Annotated in this window: 14 protein-coding genes and 4 tRNA genes; 5 read left to right on the forward strand and 13 right to left on the reverse strand. The window is 65.8% G+C overall.

The features are described 5' to 3' along the window. The first annotated feature begins 412 nt into the window (after positions 1-412). Positions 413-778 carry a VOC family protein gene (locus JS533_RS11500; protein WP_241514735.1) on the forward strand — a complete coding sequence of 122 codons (366 nt, stop codon included), beginning with the start codon at positions 413-415 and terminating at the stop codon, positions 776-778. A gap of 85 nt (positions 779-863) precedes the next feature. Here JS533_RS11500 and JS533_RS11505 read toward each other — a convergent pair whose 3' ends face one another. Next, the gene (locus JS533_RS11505; protein WP_241514737.1) at positions 864-2,021 is read right to left on the reverse strand and encodes a helix-turn-helix transcriptional regulator; all 1,158 of its coding nucleotides are present in this window, start codon (positions 2,019-2,021) and stop codon (positions 864-866) included. Positions 2,022-2,185: 164 nt separating this feature from the next. Then, entirely contained in the window at positions 2,186-3,034 is an 849-nt protein-coding gene (locus tag JS533_RS11510) for a class I SAM-dependent methyltransferase (RefSeq protein ID WP_241514739.1), read from the reverse strand. Positions 3,035-3,264: 230 nt separating this feature from the next. On the opposite strand from JS533_RS11510, the gene JS533_RS11515 reads away from it, so the two are divergent. Further along, positions 3,265-4,167 (forward strand): hypothetical protein, encoded by a 903-nt coding sequence (locus tag JS533_RS11515; protein ID WP_241514741.1) that lies wholly within the window; start codon positions 3,265-3,267, stop codon positions 4,165-4,167. A 177-nt stretch (positions 4,168-4,344) separates the two neighbouring features. On the opposite strand, the gene JS533_RS11520 is transcribed toward JS533_RS11515, so the two are convergent. From JS533_RS11520 to JS533_RS11540, 5 genes are all read right to left on the reverse strand, one after another. Beyond that, positions 4,345-4,417, reverse strand: a tRNA-Ala gene (locus JS533_RS11520). 34 nt (positions 4,418-4,451) lie between these two features. Beyond that, a tRNA-Val gene (locus tag JS533_RS11525) sits at positions 4,452-4,524 on the reverse strand. Between the two features lie 42 nt (positions 4,525-4,566). After that, positions 4,567-4,638, reverse strand: a tRNA-Val gene (locus JS533_RS11530). Between the two features lie 48 nt (positions 4,639-4,686). After that, positions 4,687-4,759: transfer RNA gene (locus JS533_RS11535), tRNA-Gly, on the reverse strand. Positions 4,760-4,859: 100 nt separating this feature from the next. Further along, positions 4,860-6,050, reverse strand: coding sequence for a pyridoxal phosphate-dependent aminotransferase (locus JS533_RS11540; protein WP_241514743.1), 1,191 nt, complete (start codon positions 6,048-6,050; stop codon positions 4,860-4,862). Positions 6,051-6,249: 199 nt separating this feature from the next. Between JS533_RS11540 and JS533_RS11545 the strand changes: the two genes are divergently transcribed. Then, a complete protein-coding gene (locus tag JS533_RS11545) occupies positions 6,250-7,455 on the forward strand; it encodes a DUF2974 domain-containing protein (protein ID WP_241514745.1) in 1,206 nt (401 codons plus the stop codon). Positions 7,456-7,634: 179 nt separating this feature from the next. Beyond that, complete coding sequence (locus JS533_RS11550) at positions 7,635-8,279, forward strand: TetR/AcrR family transcriptional regulator (protein WP_241514747.1); 645 nt, start codon at positions 7,635-7,637, stop codon at positions 8,277-8,279. Between the two features lie 32 nt (positions 8,280-8,311). Here the strand turns inward: JS533_RS11550 and JS533_RS11555 are convergent, their stop codons facing one another. After that, positions 8,312-9,622 (reverse strand): Mbeg1-like protein, encoded by a 1,311-nt coding sequence (locus tag JS533_RS11555; protein WP_241514748.1) that lies wholly within the window; start codon positions 9,620-9,622, stop codon positions 8,312-8,314. Positions 9,623-9,843: 221 nt separating this feature from the next. Between JS533_RS11555 and JS533_RS11560 the strand changes: the two genes are divergently transcribed. Continuing rightward, positions 9,844-10,644, forward strand: a complete 801-nt coding sequence (locus JS533_RS11560) for a mechanosensitive ion channel family protein (RefSeq protein ID WP_241514750.1) — start codon at positions 9,844-9,846, stop codon at positions 10,642-10,644. Positions 10,645-10,647: 3 nt separating this feature from the next. Here the strand turns inward: JS533_RS11560 and JS533_RS11565 are convergent, their stop codons facing one another. The 5 genes from JS533_RS11565 to JS533_RS11585 form a co-directional block, all read right to left on the reverse strand. After that, positions 10,648-11,856: an ABC transporter ATP-binding protein gene (locus tag JS533_RS11565; RefSeq protein WP_241514752.1), complete on the reverse strand. Its 1,209-nt coding sequence runs from the start codon at positions 11,854-11,856 to the stop codon at positions 10,648-10,650. A gap of 3 nt (positions 11,857-11,859) precedes the next feature. Beyond that, positions 11,860-12,768, reverse strand: coding sequence for an ABC transporter permease (locus JS533_RS11570; RefSeq protein WP_241514754.1), 909 nt, complete (start codon positions 12,766-12,768; stop codon positions 11,860-11,862). Beyond that, positions 12,759-13,685, reverse strand: a complete 927-nt coding sequence (locus JS533_RS11575) for an ABC transporter permease (protein WP_241514756.1) — start codon at positions 13,683-13,685, stop codon at positions 12,759-12,761. Before JS533_RS11575 ends, JS533_RS11570 begins: the two co-directional genes overlap by 10 nt. 43 nt (positions 13,686-13,728) lie before the next feature. Next, positions 13,729-14,895, reverse strand: a complete 1,167-nt coding sequence (locus tag JS533_RS11580; protein WP_241514758.1) for an ABC transporter substrate-binding protein — start codon at positions 14,893-14,895, stop codon at positions 13,729-13,731. Positions 14,896-15,318: 423 nt separating this feature from the next. After that, positions 15,319-16,455 carry a D-alanine--D-alanine ligase family protein gene (locus JS533_RS11585; RefSeq protein WP_241514759.1) on the reverse strand — a complete coding sequence of 379 codons (1,137 nt, stop codon included), beginning with the start codon at positions 16,453-16,455 and terminating at the stop codon, positions 15,319-15,321. Between the last annotated feature and the right edge of the window lie 367 nt (positions 16,456-16,822).

Raw genomic sequence — 16,822 nt, forward strand, 5'->3', positions numbered from 1 at the left:
CCGGCAACGCGTCGCTCGGCGTCCTCTCGATCGCGATCCTGCTGGTCGTGGCGCTGGTGTTCCTCACCCTGCAGAAGGATCCGACCCGCCAGTGACAGCGGCGGTTTGACGATCGAGAGGCTGATTCCGGCTCTTGCACGGGTCGGTTTGACGATCGAGAGGCTACCGCCCTCGATGCCTTATGCGGGAATCCTCCGGATATACCCCCGAAATCCTCAATTTATGATGGGACATCGAGACAATTAGCCTCTCGATCGTCAAACTGACCCGTGCACGGCGTTGAATCAGCCTCTCGATCGTCAAACTGCCTCCGACCACAGCACCGTGCACCCCAACCCAAAGAAAACCCCTACACTGGGAAGGGACAGGGACGTCTTTCATATCGGCGCCCCGTAACCCCAAGGAGGTTGCCATGATCGATCATGTCGGATTGTTCGTCAAGGATGCGAACGAGCGTGCGGGATTCTACGAGCAGCTGCTCAAGCCGCTCGGATACGTGAAGAAGCACGAGTTCCCGGGAGCGGTGTGCTTCGCGAACGAGCAGGACGGCGACAGCGTGTGGCTCGAGTCGCCGAAGGACGGCAACCCGGTCGCGCCGACGCATCTGGCGTTCCACGCGGCCGACGAGGAGGCCGTCAAGGCGTTCCATGCGGCGGGGCTTGCCGCGGGCGGCGTGGATAACGGCCAGCCCGGCCCGCGCCCGAACTACAGCCCGACGTATTACGCCGCGTTCATCCACGACCCGGACGGCAACAATATCGAAGCCTGTCTGCAGTAGGTACACTGAACGATACACGAGGAGCGGGCGTTCCCGACGGCTTTCACGACCGACCGGGAACGCCCGTTCCTCGTTCTCCGCCACGTTAGCGATCAAGCCGGTCGAGACGCTCCCCGCACAGCCAGATGACGAGCGCGGCGATGCCGCATAGCAGGGCCCCGACCGGCCACGGCACCCAGAACAGCGCGAACGCCGGCACCGTGCCGGCATCGGCGCCTGGCATAAGACACAACAGGCACAGGGCGATGATCGTGGCGATGAGCATGATCATGCCGCACACCACCACAGTGAGTCTGGCCGAAAACGGCCGTCCCCCGGCACGCCGCCCGTCGTTTCGGTCCTCTTCGGACCTCCGGTTGTAGGCGTCGATGTTCAGCAGACCGTATCGCATTCCGCAGTACACGAATCCGAACACGGCAAGCGCGCTGAGCACCAGCATGATCGCATTCGGCCAGCCGGCGGAGACGTTCAGCACGTCATCCGCATATACGACCACCACGATGCCGATGAGAACCGCCGCGATGCCCGTCACCATGCCGACCACCAGCAGCCGCATTTCGCGGTCGCGGTCGTCGTCGGCATAGAAGTCCTCGACGTACGGATGCCGCCGCATGAAGATGACATGCGACATGCCGCCCGGGACGAGCAGCGCCAGGCCGACGATCACGCCCACGCTGATGCACGCGAACATAAGCAGGTCGTTGAACGGCGACGTTCCGATGATCGAGTTCACGGGGTCGAACAGGAGGCCGATCCCAACCGACGCGACGATCGCGGCGATGCCGGCCGCGATCAGCAGCGCGAACCTGCGACGATGCCCGTCGTATCCGGTCGGATCCTGCGGCACGGCCCGCACATCACCCGACAGAGCACCCGACAGAGACAGACCGGCGTCACACCCACCCGTCAGACTCATCTCGTTCCGACCGGTGCCGTCATCCCCCGCCGTCGCACCGACCGCGTCATCGATCCCGGCTCGCGTCGCGTCGCCGGCTACACTGCCGACCGCGCCGCCAGCCGCTGGGCCGCTCGCATGATCGCTCACGTCACCAAGCACCAGATCGTCCAGTGTGCAGCCGAACAGATCGCAGATCGCCAGCAGCTTGTCCATCTCCGGATACGCCTTTTCTTCGGATTCCCATTTCGAGATCGCCTGCCGCGAGACGCCGAGCAGCATGGCGAGCTGCTCCTGCGTCATGTTGCGCCGCGCGCGCAGGGCTTGCAGATTGGTGCGGAATGTCATGGAAATCCCCTTCTTCCAGCGGTGTCATCGGTCTCGTCCGGACGATGACCCCACTATGGCAGATCGGGCCGCCGCTCGCCACCATCTTGCGGTTGCACACGCCGGCCGCGGGGCGCAGCCGCGCGCAACCAGCGGTTGCATCGGCGGAATGACGCCGTTTTCGGCTACCGTATCGCGATGTGCTCGCTGGCGATCATGGTGACGTTGTCGTCGATCATGATCCCGTCGACGGCGCGTTCGTCGAAGATCGCGTCGACCCATGCGCGATGCGCGGGATACGCCGGGTCGCTTGGCAGCGGGCTGTGCGAGTGCGAGTCCATGTATGTGCGCCACGTCTCGCGCGTGTACCGGATCGGGTTGGGGAACCGGCGGATGGTCGGATGGTCGAAGAATTCGGCGGCCGTTTCGCGGAAGTGCCGCGCGCTGACGCCGATGTCGGCCGCGTCGTCGGGATGGACTCCGGCGGGAACCGTCTGCCCGAGCGCCGATGGCGACGATGTTGTGGCCGACGCCGAAACCGCCGCATTCCCGTCGCCGTGTGCCGCCGACTCGCGCCGCATGGTCATGGCCGAGTCGAACGACGTGGCGTTGTAGATCGACACCAGCAGGAACCGTTCGCCGCGGCCGATGCGCCGGCATTCGGCGAGGAACGCGTCGTGGTCGAACCAGTGCAGCGCCTGCGCGCACACGATCGCGTCGACGCTGCGGTCGGGCAGGGTCGTGTGTTCGGCGGTGCCGGCCGCGACCGTGACGTTCGCATACGGCCGTGTCGCGTCGAGCAGTATGCCGCGCATGTCGGCGTCCGGTTCGACGGCGAGTACGGTGCAGCGATGATCGAGACCGTACCGTGCGATCGGCACGGTGCATTTGCCGGTACCCGCGCCGATGTCGGCGATGACGGAACCGTCGGGGATGAGCGAGCCGATGTATGCGATGGCCGCGTCCGGATAGCCGGGGCGCGCGTCGGCGTACACCTGCGCCTTGCCATGAAACAGCGTGTTCTGGGAAACCATACCTCTCAGCCTAGTCCCCGGAATCTTGGGGATGTGCCCGCCGATCACGGGGAACCGCACCAGTGAGGCAAGCACATGCAGACCCCGGCGGCTCGCATGCCCGTCAGGGGATCCCGATAGACAGTTCGCCCGGTTTTATCGCTTTACCGCGGTTTCCGCCGCTCCTACAATGTCGCATGGTCACGTGTACGTGCGGCCCGCGGGCCGCTCAGGAGAGGAATGGACGAATCATGAACAAGCGCATCATCACCGCCGCGATCGCCTCGTTGGCCCTGTGCGGCGCGGCGATCGCGATGCCGGCCACGGCGATGGCCGACGGCACGGATACGGACGGCGCCCGGCAGACGTCGGTGACCGGCACGATCGGCGACGCGATCAAGCATCTGCATGACACGAACGCACAGATCAAGAACGACGTCGATACGGCCAAGCAGCACGCCGAACAGCTGCACAGCCAGGCGCATCAGGACGCGGACGACATCCGCGCGAACCACGAGCAGGCCTGGCAGGATGCGCAGCAGGCGCACGACGACATCAAGAACGCGATCGACGACGCCTATGACAAGGCGCACGACACGCACGACACGCTGCATCAGGATCTTGAGGACGCCAAGCAGCACGCCGATCAGCTGCACAATGATCTCAAGGAGGACCACGACGCGATCAAGCAGGAGCATGATCAGTTCGTGGACACCCAGCAGAAGATCCATGACGGCATCAAGCAGGCCTTGGCCGACGCGAAGAAGAACGCGGGGTCGAGCAATGCGGGCAATGGCAACGGTACGACCGGTTCGAACGGTTCGGACAGCGGATCCGCGACCACCGGCGACACGGGTTCCACCACGAACGCCTCGACGAACGGCGGCGCATCCACCTCCGGATCATCCACGAACGGCAAGTCCACGAACGGCAAGTCCACGAACGGCAGCGCCTCCACAGCCAGCACCAAGAACGGCGCCGCCACGAACGCCGCGGTGAACACGGGTTCCAACGCGAACGGCATCCTCGCCTCGACCGGTGTGAGCGCCCCGATGATGGCCGCGGCCGCATGCCTCGGCATCCTGCTGCTGGCCCTGTTCACCTACAGCATCAAGTCCTATCTGCACGACCGCCAGTCCGGTTCCGCCGAATAACCAACCCTTCGCGTTCCGCCTGTATGGGTTGGTGCCGTTAGACCACGCGGTGAGACCACGCGGACACCGGCCCATACAGGCGGAAAAGAAAAGCGAAGGAAATAGGGGAAATAGGAACGACCAATACGGCCAATGCAAAAGAGGCTTCCAAGCGCGTGCTCGGAAGCCTCTTGTCTGTGGAGCTAAGGGGATTCGAACCCCTGACCCTCTCCATGCCATGGAGATGCGCTACCAGCTGCGCCATAGCCCCAAATTCTCACCCGCAGTGCGCGACCGCGAGATCGTGGGTGATGTAGGAATCGAACCTACGACCCCTTCCGTGTGAAGGAAGTGCGCTAGCCGCTGCGCCAATCACCCGAAACTCCCATAAAGGAATACCGGTTTCCTTCGCAGGAATCGTGGGCGATACAAGATTCGAACTTGTGACCCCTTCCGTGTCAGGGAAGTGCGCTACCTCTGCGCCAACCGCCCGGGTCTCATCTTTCGAGATGCCACCTAGGCAACACCACGAAAAACTAGAGCGGACAACGGGACTCGAACCCGCGGTCTCAACCTTGGCAAGGTTGCGCTTTACCAACTAAGCTATGTCCGCAATCTGCTGCCGTGAGGCAACAGATGGATAATCTACACGAACAGCACCCCGGCCGCAAGCCTACGGCGTGTCGCAAGGTTTTCCAATGCTTTTCCGGACCTCACAGCCCGTACACCTCGTGCGCGAACCGCTCAAGCACCGGGATCGACCGCTTCACCTTCTCGGTGTCGATGCAGTACGCCATGCGGAAGTACCCGGGCACGCCGAAGCTCTCCGACGGCACGAGGATCAGGTCGTAGTCCTTGGCCTTCATGCAGAACGCGGTCGCGTCCTCCTCGAGCGCCTTGGGGAAGATGTAGAACGTGCCGCCGGGGCGCACCACGTCGAAGCCGATGCCGGTCAGCGCGTCGTACAGCAGGTTCATGTTCGTCTCGTACACGCTCAGGTCCGACGTCTCGTCGAGCACCTTCGCCACCGCGAGCTGCGAGGTCGAGCTCGGGCAGTTGTGTCCGGTGCCGCGCGAGATCTGGCCGCACATCGGCACGATGAGCTCGGCGTCGGTGGCGCGCGGGTTGACGGCCACGTAGCCGATGCGCTCGCCCGGCAGGGAGAGCGACTTGGACCACGAGTAGCAGCTGAGCGTGTTGTCGTAGTACTTCGACGGATACGGCTGCTCGCCGCCGTCGAACACGATCTCGCGGTACGGTTCGTCGCTGATGAGGAAGATGTCGTGCCCGTATTCGGTCTGCCGCGCGCGCAGCACGGAGGCGAGACGCTCGAGCGTGGCCGCCGAGTACACCGCGCCGGACGGGTTGTTCGGCGTGTTGATGAGCACGGCCGCGGTCTGGGGCCCGAGCGCCGTCTCGAACGCGTCGAAGTTGATCTGGAAGTTCTCGGTGTCGGCCGGCACGACGGTCAGGTATGCGCCGGTGCCGTTCACGTACGGCTGGTATTCGGGGAAGTACGGCGCGAACGTGATCACCTCGTCGCCGGGCTTGGTCACCGCGCGCAGGGCGTGCGCGAGCGCGCCGGCCGCGCCGGTGGTCGGGAAGATGTAGTCGGCCGTGTAGTCCATGCCGAACCGGCGGTTGAGGCTGTCGGCGATGGCCGCGCGCACGCTCGGGATGCCGAGCGACGGGCTGTAGCCGTGCAGCGCGACCGGTTCTGCCGTCTCGTACATGTCGATGACGGTCCTGGTGTAGTCGGGCGGGCACGGCACGCTCGGGTTGCCGAGGCTGTAGTCGAATACGTTCTCATAGCCGATGGCCGCACCGCGCGCGGTCGCGTACTCGCTCAGCTCGCGGATCACCGACTTGCCGCCGAGCATCGCCTTGTAGTGTTCGTTGATCATCGCAACCTCCCCGTTGTCGTGCGCGGCCGCCGGCGCGTCCGCATATGGTTCCGTTTCTACCACCGCCCGGTCACAACCGGCCCGCAACACACCATTTTCGTTGCGCCCGCCGCGTTTGTTCGCCGGCGGCTTCACGCCGGTTCACTATGATTTGTCGTAGGACTGTCGATTCGGCGAACGTTGGAAGTGGAGGTGCGCGATGGCGAACATCACCGACTACGCGCGCACCGAGACGCGCGGTTTCGCGACGGTGCCGTTTCGCGCGGCGGACGCGCTCGTGCTGGCGATCCTGGTCTACGACGACGTGCCGGACGACGTGCCGTGCGTCGCGGACGTGCTCGACCGGTACGGCACACTGTCCGCGCGCATGCGATCGTTTTCGTTCCGCCGGCCGATCGTATCGCTGCGCAATCTCGCGCACGCCCCGTACGACGGCGTGACGATCGCCGCGGCCGACGCCGAGCTGCACGGCGGGATCGTCAACCGCGACCATGACGTCAACAGCATCGCGCTGGTCGACCCGCAGCTCACGCACGACTTCTACCGTGCGGTCGCGGCGAATCCGCGGTTTTCCGGCATCGAGATGAACGCGTACGCCGCGCAGTTCGACGCGAAGGCGCAGACGCAGTTCGCCGCGCTCACCTACCGGCTTCCGGACGGCACGCTCGCGGTCGCGTTCCGCGGCACCGACGATTCGCTGGTCGGCTGGAAGGAGGACTTCAACATGTCCTTCCAATATCCGGTGCCGGCGCAGGTGTCCGCGGCCGAATATCTGCGGCAGGTGGCCGGGCTGTGGGACGGGCCGATCGTGCTGACCGGCCATTCGAAGGGCGGCAATCTGGCCGTGTATGCGGCGATGAACGCGCCGGACGAGATCCGCGAACGCGTCACGCGCATCTATTCGCTGGACGGACCGGGCTTCCCGCCGGATGTGGTGAACGGCTACGAGTACGGCACCGTGAAGGACCGGATCGTCAAGATCGTGCCGGATTCGTCGATCATCGGCATGATCCTGGAGACGCCGGAGCGTTGCACGGTGGTCAAGTCGGACGTGGAGGGCGTGATGCAGCATTTCGCGTTCTCGTGGCAGATGTGCGGCGGCGAGTTCGTGCAGGTGGAGGATCTGGCGCACAGTTCGAAGCTGTTCAACGAGTCGCTGAACAAGTGGCTGGCTGGCCTGAGCCAGGAGCAGCGCGAGCATGCGGTGGATGCGCTGTTCGCGGTGATCGAGGCGAGCGGCGCGAACAACATCGGCGGCGTGATGGCCGCCGGAGCGAAGGCGATTCCGGAGATGCTGGGCGCGTACGTGGGACTGACCCCGGAGGATCGGCGCAACATCACGCAGGCGATGATGATCCTGCTGCCCGCCGCGCTCGCCCGCAACACCAAGGTCTCCCGCCGCTGACGCATTGACTCCCGCATCGTTCGGCTCCCCTTGCCGAATCCCTATTGCGACACGACGTCCAATATCGGAGTATCATCTCTAACTAGACATCGCGTCTAGACACTGCGTCTAGACATGCCGGCCGACACCGTTGCGCCATTGCGCCGATACGCCGATACGCCGATACGAAAGGAGGCCCCATGCCACGCCCACGCCGGGATTCCGAGATCCTACCCGCCAAGGACCGCATGGAGAACGCGTTCTGGGAGCTGCTCGCGAACCGCGAATACCACAAGATCACCGTCACCGACGTCGTGCGCGAGGCCGGCGTCAACCGCAACTCGTTCTACTACCACTACAGCGGCCTGCCGGAACTCGCCGACTCGGCCATCATGCACATCGTGCACAACGCCAGCCCGACCCTGCCCACGCCCGGTTCCGATCCGGACGCGACCTGGCGCGAGAACATGACCAACCTGCTGCAGTCCCCCGAACACCGCGAACGGCTCGACCGGCTCGCCCTGATCGCCGGCCCGCACAGCTCCCCCGAACTGGTCGACTCGCTGCGCGACTTCGGCCGGCTCACGATCATCAACAGCCTGCAGCTGCCGGACAAGCTCGACCTGCAGACCGACCTCATGCTCGACTTCACGATCGGCGGCATGATCACCGTGCTCAGCCGCTGGCCGCAGCTGCGCGATTCGGTCACGCTCGACGACCTGCTCGACGAGGACGTGGCCGTGCTCGCGATGAGCCTGTACCTGTCGCTGTCGCGCACGGACCTGATCGGATACTGGCACCGCATCTTCCGCAACAACCTGCTCGCCGCCGAGGCGGCGCAGTAGCCGACCGGCAGACGCTCGCCCCGGCCGGCCGCTCAGTCCCGTTTTTCGCCGGCCGCGTCCGGCACGTTCGGCTCTACCGGTTCGGCGACCGGCTCGGCCGGCGGCGCGGGAGGCGCGGGCGGCGCGACGATCGCGCGCAGCGCGCTTGACGGCAGCCCTTTGACGACGGCCGCGACCAGCGCGCGCGTGGACCGGTCCGTGTCCTTGGCCGCCAGCAGGATCTTCGGCAGCGCGTCCGTCCAGTTCGCGGCCAGGTCGGCGAAGTTCGCGTATCCGGCGGCCGCGACGATGTCATACACCTGATCGATGGTGATCTCGCGCTGCCGCTGGTCGACGCCGGCCAGCCACGTCGCAATCGTGCGGTTGACGAACTGCGCGCCCGCAGTGATCGAGTCGACGGTCTCGAACCGGCCGTCGGCGACCTGCCAGCTGCCGCCCATATGCTGCAGGATGCCGATCGCGTCCGCCTTGACGATCGTGCAGCCGACCGGCCCGTCGTCGAGCAGACGGCCGATGATCGACGATTCCGGCACGGTCTTGTCGATGCGTCCCGCGATCGCACGGTATGCCGGCGAGCCGGTGACGACCGGGTCGAAGCCGGGGCCGTCGTGCGAGTAGACGCGGATGATGCGCGGCTCGACGATCGGCAGGTTCGCGGCGTCGTGCGGCACGGCCGGCAGTTCGCGACCCTCCGCGGCGTCTTCGGCCGCGGTCGAGCAGACGTGCGCGGCCATCGTCATCGCCGACCAGATCGCGCATGCGCCGCCCTTCGAATGCCCGCCGACCATCAGGCTCGCCGCGGGCGCGCCGAGCACGCCGGCCGAGCGTGCGGCGACTGACGCGAGATAATCGGCGGCGGACCGCTGCGACGGCACCGGGCAGCGCACGGCCATGTTGAAGTCTTCCTTCCAGCCGATCAGCGTGCCGTCGGTGCCGCGGAACGCGACGTACAGCAGGCCGCCCGGATAGTCGAATCCGCGGCAGTCGCTCAGATCGAATGTCATCGCGCTGAACTGCTGCTGATCGTCCTCGTCCAGCCGTTCGGCGTATTCCCCCACGCGGATGCCGCGGTAGCGCGGTGACTCGCACACCGCGCGCAGCAGGCCAAGCCGGTAGTCGTTCACCGACTCGGAGCCGGTGGTGAACATGGCCGGATAGTCCTCGGCGCGCAGCGCGTGCGCGAGCGGCACGGTCGCCACCGTCTTCGTCGTGCCGAACCGCGGAACCGGGTCCGGCATGTGGATATAGGCCAGTTCGGACAGGACCAGCGAATCCACGGCACCGAACGGCAGTCGTGCGAAGTCGCGGAATTCCGTGCGCGCGTAGTCGAGAATGTTGCCCATGTCTTTCATCGTAGTCGCGCGCGGCCGTTACGGATACGTGCGGCCGACGATCGCCGGCGCGCGTTCGGCGTCGTCACAGGTTGTGCGAAAACGGCCGGGTAGGATGAAGGCGACGATACCGGACCGTACGGCCGACGATCGCCGGCGCGAACGAACGCGACGGCTTCGCGGCCACCGGTCCCGCACTGGTCTCACGATGACAGGAACGGACTGAATTGGATATGGACACGACCGCAGCCGCAGACTCGCTGACCCGCATGCTCACCTGGCTGGAGTCCAACTCCGGCAAGATCATCTTCTTCGTGGTGGTGTTCGTCGTCGCGTGGGTGGCAGTGAAGGGCATCAGCAAGCTGCTGCGCAAGGTGCTCGACCGCACGGACATGCCGAGCGCGTCGATCTTCATCAACATCGTGCGCGTGCTCGTGTGGGTGTTCGCCGCGTCGATCGTGCTCCAGCCGGTGTTCGGCATCAATCCGACCACGCTGATGACGGCCCTCGGCGTCGGCGGCATCGCCGTGTCGCTGGGTCTCAAGGACACGGTCGCGAACGTGATCTCCGGCTTCGGGCTCATGCTCGGCAAGGTGATCCAGCCGGGCGACCTGATCACCGTGGCCGGCACCACCGGCGTCGTCAAGGACATCACCTGGCGGCAGACGGTGGTGCGCGAACGCAACGGCAACGAGATGGTGATCCCGAACTCCGTGCTCAACACGGCGTCGCTGGAGAAGCTCACGCCCGGCAACGAGGCGCTGGTGACCGTGCCGTTCACGGCGAAGGCCGGCGGCGACGTCGCCACGATCGAACGCCGCATCGTGGACGCGGTGGCGGCCGGCACGGCGTCCGTGGCCGAAGAGGGCACCCGGCCGATCGTCAAGTTCACCGGATTCTCGCCGTACGGCATCGAGGGGCAGGTGCTGGTGTTCGCCAAGCCGGACCTGCTGCCGTCGACCGCGCGCGACGCCGCCGTGCGGGCCCTCGCCGGCGCCGATTTCATCGAGCAGCGCGCGGCCGTCGGCGAGTAGCCGTCACACCGCCAGCGCGGCGACCGGCCGCGGCGCGATGATCACGTCGGAGCCGACGGCCAGCCCGGCCGGCAACTCGTTGGCCGGCAGCTGCACGGTGACCTTGAGCTGTTCGCCGTTGTTCCAGCGCTGCCACTTGCCGCTGGAGATCACCGTGTCGACGCGCACCAGCGCGCCCAGGAAGTGGATCACCTCGACGCGCGCGTGCTCGCCGACCGCCGACCCGTCGGCGGCGTCACCGGCCGCGGCCAGCGTCAGGTTCTCCGGGCGCACCAGCACGGTCACGTCGCTCCCCTTCGCCGAGTTCGGCAGCACGGGCAGGCGCCGTCCGAACACCACGCCTTCGCGTCCGTCCGAGGAGCCCGGCAGCCGGTTCGTCAATCCGATGAACGTGGCCACGTATTCGGTGGCGGGCCGCTGGTACAGCGTCTGCGGAGCGTCGATCTGCTCGATGCGTCCGCCGTTCATCACGCCGATGCGATCGGCCACGGCGAGCGCCTCCTCCTGATCGTGCGTCACGAAGATCGTCGTGGTGCCGGTGTCGAGCTGGATGCGGCGGATTTCGTCGCGCAGCTGCACGCGGACCTTCGCGTCGAGCGCGGAGAGCGGCTCGTCAAGCAGCAGCACGCGCGGATCGACGGCGAGCGCGCGGGCGAGCGCCACGCGCTGCTGCTGTCCGCCGGACATCTGCTGCGTGTACTTGCCGGCCTGGTCGGCGAGCCCGACCAGTTCGAGCTTGCCCATCGCCACGCGGCGGCGCTCCTCCTTGCCGACTCCATGCACTTCGAGGCCGAATTCGACGTTCTGCAGCGCGGTCATGTGCGGGAACAGCGAGTACGCCTGGAACACCATGGCCATGTTGCGTTTGTTGACCGGGACGCCGGTCACGTCCTGTCCGCCCACGAGGATGCGGCCGGACTGGATGTCCTCGAGCCCGGCGAGCGACCGCAGCGCGGTGGACTTGCCGCAGCCGGAGCCGCCGAGCAGCACGACCATCTCGCCCGGCTTGACGTCGAGGTTGAAGTCGTTGAGCGCCTTTTTGGACGAACCCGGGTAGATTTTGTCGACGTTGCGCATCTGGATGCCGCCGCCGCGCACCTCGGATTCCTTGAGCACGGCGCTGGCGGCCGCGGTCACGGTGCCGTTCGCGGATGCCGTGCCGGTGGTGTCGGCCGCGGCCGCGACGGCCGCTTTCGTATCGGCGAGAGTCATGATCTACTTGTCCTTTCGGTTCCGGATCCGATCGGAGATCAGGTCGAGCGCCACGAGCAGGATCACGCCGAACAGCAGCGCGAGCAGGGACATGGCGGTGGAGATCTGCGAGTTGGATTGGCCGAGCTGGAACAGCGCGACCTGCAGGTTCATGCGTCCGAGCAGGGACGCGACGGTGTATTCGCCGAGCACGACGGCGATGGAGATGAACGATGCGGACAGGATCGCCTGCCACAGGTTCGGGATGATCACGCGGAAGAAGACGCGCGGCCATGAGGCGCCGAGTGACCGGGAGGCCTCGCACAGCGTCTTCACGTCGATGGAGTTGAGTCCCACCGCGAGCGCGCGGAACGAGAACGGCATGACCAGGATCACGTAGGCGAAGCACAGCCAGATCGGATTGGTGCTCAGCACGTCGGCCGACAGCCAGCGGTAGATCGGTCCCAGTCCGACGACGAGCACGATGGCCGGTATGGTCAGCGGCAGCGTCGCGACCCATTCGATCGCGCGTTCCAGTCTCTTCGAACGGATGTGGACGATCACCATGGTGGGCACCATGAGCAGCAGCATGATCACGACGGTCACGACGCACAGCGCCAGCGACGTGCCCAGTCCCTGCCACAGCACGGTCAGATCCGCGCCGAGCGATTCGCCGTTGCCGGTGAAGATCGCCTGCCATGCGGCGAGGCTCCATCGTCCGGACAGCGGGTGGCGCACGGTGAACAGCAGCATGGATGCGAGCGGGATGAACAGGAACAGCAGCGTCGCCACGAGCACCACGGTTTTGATGATGCTCTGCTGACGTACGCGCGCGGCGCGCAGCTGCGGCGGGCGGTCGAGTCCGGCCTGCAGCGGCGTGAGCTGTTCGCCCTGCTCGTTGGTCAGTCCCTGTTCGTCGATGTTCACTGCCATCGTCCGGCCCTCTTTTCCACGGCGTGGCTGAGGATCATGACGATCGCCACGACCACGATCATCGCGAACGCAAGCACCTGGGCGAAGCCCTGCTGGTTCGGGTCCATTTCGTTGCGCATCGCGCCCTGGATCATGAGCGGCACGAGGATGGAGCGCTGGGAGAACAGCGCGGCGGCCGTCGCGTACGCGCTGAACGCGTTGGCGAACAGCAGCAGCAGCGAGGAGATGAACCGCGGCGCGAGGATCGGCCCGGCGACGCGCGTCCAGTACTGCCAGGTGTCGCCGCCGAGGCTTTCGGTGGCCTCGCGCCATTCACGGCGGATCGAATCGACGGCCGGCAGGAAGATGATGATCATCAGGGGGATCTGGAAGTAGCAGTAGACGGTCACGAGACCGGACAGCGAGCTCAGCCAGTTCGGGTTGACCGTATATCCGGTGAGCTGTTTGATGAGCACCGTGCCGACGCCGTTGATGCCGATCGTCGCGATGAACGCGAACGCGAGCATGACGCCGCCGAACTGTGCGAGCACGGAGCAGATCGCGGCGATGATGCGACGCAGCAGACCGTTCGGCTTGGCGCCGATGACGAGCGCGTACGATGCGAGCGCGCCGACGACCGCGCCGATCACGGCCGAGATCAGCGACACGAGGATCGACGTGCCGATGCTGGCCAGCGAGTTCGGTTCGAACAGTTTGGAGAAGTTGGCGAGCGTGAAGCCGCCGGAGGATGAGGTGAACGCGCCGACGATCACGATGACGGTGGGCGCGAGCAGGAAGCAGGCCGTGTATGCGAAGAACGGAACGGTCACGGCGAACGTGCCGAGTTCCTTGCGGTGCGCGGCGAGCGGGGAGGAGGAAGCGGGCGCGCCCGCCGTCTTGCGAACGGCGGGTGCGGCTTGGGTGAGTGTTGCGGTCATGGCCGAATGTGCCTGATTGCGCCGGGGTTCGTCTCGGCTTCGATCAGTTGCCGATGGTCTTGTCCCAGTTGTTCTGCAGCCACTCGGTGATTCGCGTGGAATCGTCGTTGGTGTAGGTGACCGGGGTGCCTTCGACCACGGTCGCGCTCTTGAGCGCGTCCTGATCGATGGTGTTGTCCTTCTGCATCTGATCGAGCAGCACCGGGTTGGCGCCGCCGGCCAGCCACTGGTTCTGCGCGTCGGCGGTGTACAGGTATTCCTCCCACAGGCGGGCGGCGGCCGGATGCGGGGCGTCCTTGTTGACGGCCTGGTTGTAGTAGCTGACGACCTGGGCCTTCGGGAAGGTCTTGTACTCCCAGTTCACGCCCTTGCTCTTGAGGTCCTTCTGGTAGGAGGCCTGGTTGTAGGTCCAGTCGAACACGACGCCCGTCTGGCCGGAGTCGATGGTGCCGTTGGTCACGTCGACCTGGGTGAGGTTGCCGGCGTCCTTGAGCTTCTTGAAGAAGTCGAGGCCGGGCTGGGTGTCGCTGATGTCGCCGCCGGCGAGCTGGTTGACCATGAGGAAGCCGTTGAACGCGGCGCCGGCCTCGGCGGGCTTGCCGTTGAGGGCCACGGTGCCGGCGAACTTCGGGTCGAGCAGATCGTCGAGCTTGCTGATCTCGCCGTACTTGTCCTTGTTCCAGCCGATCGACATGATGCCGGTGTAGTCGGCGTAGTACAGGCCGTCCTTGTCCTTGACGGTGTCCGGGATGGAATCCCACGCCTGCACCTTGTAGGGGGCGAAGTTGTCCGTGCTGGTGGAGGCCACGGCAAGGCCGAGGTCGAACACGTCGGGGGCGGCATCGGTGCCCTTGTTGGTCTTGGCCGCGTCGATCTCCTCCTTGGAGGAGGCGTTCGGGTTGAGTTCGGTGACCTTGATCTCCGGGTACTTCTTCTTGAAGTTCTCGATGATGTTGCCGTAGTTGGCCCAATCGTGCGGCAGGGCGATGACGTTGAGTGCGCCTTCCTTCTTGGCGGCGGCCTCGAGATCGGCCATGGTGCCGAAGTCGGAGAGGGATGTGGCGGAGGCCGACTTCTCATCGACCTTGACGGCCTTGCCGGAGGCGCCGTCGGAGGCGCTGGTGGAGCCGTTGCCGGAGCCGCAGGCCGCCATGGAGAAGGCGAGCACGGCGGCGATGGTGCCGGCCGCGATCTTGCGCAGGGAGTTCATGGGAATGTTCCTTTCCTCTGTATCGGTAGGATGCGAAGACGCCGGGCCATACGGAGATCCGCCAGTATGGCGTCGGACCGATCGGCGGGGATGATGCCCGCCCTGCATTCCGAAACTTGAGGCTAGGACTGTCAGTTAACGGGACACGGGACCTGCGGTGAACGCTCCATGGCGGTTTCCTCCACATCGGAGAACCGCAGGAAAACATATCGTGAACGATCACGGGATCCGTGCGACGCCCGACCGGCGATGCACGCCCCGCACCGGCATGGCGTCGGATCCGTCGTTCATGCCCCGCCCGCTCCCCATCCGGCGCATGAACAACGACGGGCGGGCCGTCTCCGTGTTGGAGACGGCCCGCCCGTCGTGTGGTTCGTATTCGGTTCGTACGTCGTCGCACGGGATGGCCGGGCGACTGACCGGTCAGCGCAGCGCGCCCTCGATCAGCGCGGTGATGAGGTCGGTGTAGCTCACGCCGGTCGCCTCCCACGCCTTCGGGTACATCGAGATCGGCGTGAATCCGGGCATCGTGTTGATCTCGTTGACCATCACGTCGCCGTCGGCGGTCACGAACGTGTCCACGCGGCTCAGTCCGGTGCCGTCCACGGCCTTGAACGCCTTGACCGCGGTCTCGCGCACGCGTTCGAGCACGTCGTCGGGCAGGGCGGCCGGCACTTCGACGTGGCTGGCGCTCGAATCCATGTACTTGCTGTCGAAGTCGTAGAACTGGTCGTCGCCGTCGGCACGCTTGTCGAGCACGATCTCGCCCGGCCAGCTGGCGCGCGGCTCCTCGCCGGCCTTCGGGCAGAGCACCGCGCATTCGATTTCGCGCGCGTCGATGCCCTGTTCGATCAGGATGCGCCAGTCGTGCGGATACGCCGCGTATACCGCCGCAGCGAGTTCGGCCGCGTCGCCCGCATGTTCGACCTTGGTCACGCCGAAGCTGGAGCCGGCGCGGGACGGCTTGACGAACAACGGATATTCGAGTCCGGCAGCTTCGACCTGCGCGACGAGATCGTCGCCGTTCGCGGCGAACTTGGAGTCGAGGTCGAGCGTGCGCGCGTCGATGGTGATGCCGGGCGCGACCGGAATGCCGGCGGCCTTGAGCAGGACCTTCGTATAGTGCTTGTCCATGCAGGCGGCGGACGCAAGCACGCCGCAGCCGACGTACGGCACGTTCATCATCTCGAGCAGGCCCTGGATGGTGCCGTCCTCGCCGTACGGTCCGTGCAGCACGGGCAGGACCGCGTCGACGTGGCCGAGCGATTCCATCGTGCCGTCGGCGTTGCGCGCGAAGAAGCCGTCCTGTCCGAGGGCGACGTCGAGCACGACGTCGCGGGCGCCGGCGGTCTTCTCGACGACCGGCAGGCCTTCGGCCATGTTCCAGCCGCGCGGGTCCTCGCCGCCGACGATCCACTGGCCCTGCTTGGTGATGCCGACGGGGATCGGCTCGAAACGTTCCTCGTCGAACGCGCGCAGCACACCGGCCGCGGAAATGCAGGAAATCGAATGTTCGTCGGCTTTGCCGCCGTACATCACCACAATGCGTGTTTTGGCCATGATCTTCTTTCTATCCAGCCTGATCAATACTGCCCTATAGCCTACTAGCCCGCCGCGTCCCCCGTCCACCGCGTCGTGTGAGCGTCCTGTGTGCTTGTCCAGCCGCCGTCTGTCGTGCGTGGTGGTTTTGTCTCGTTGGGGATCGTTTAGCGGGTGTTTTCCGCCGTGCGGGTGCCGCGCGTCTCGTGCGTGGTGGTTTTGTTTTGCTGGCGGCGCGTCTCAATGGGTGTTTTTCGTCGTTTGGTTCGTCGTTGTGTTGTGTGGGTATGAGAAAGGACCCCGGGAGCCGTGTGGCTCGACCGGGGTCCTCATCAAGTGTGAATGCGGCGGTGTGCTACTCTCCCACACTCTATCGGGTGCAGTACCA

Source organism: Bifidobacterium amazonense, from assembly GCF_018555435.2.
In the GTDB taxonomy this organism is placed as follows: Bacteria; Actinomycetota; Actinomycetes; order Actinomycetales; family Bifidobacteriaceae; genus Bifidobacterium; species Bifidobacterium amazonense.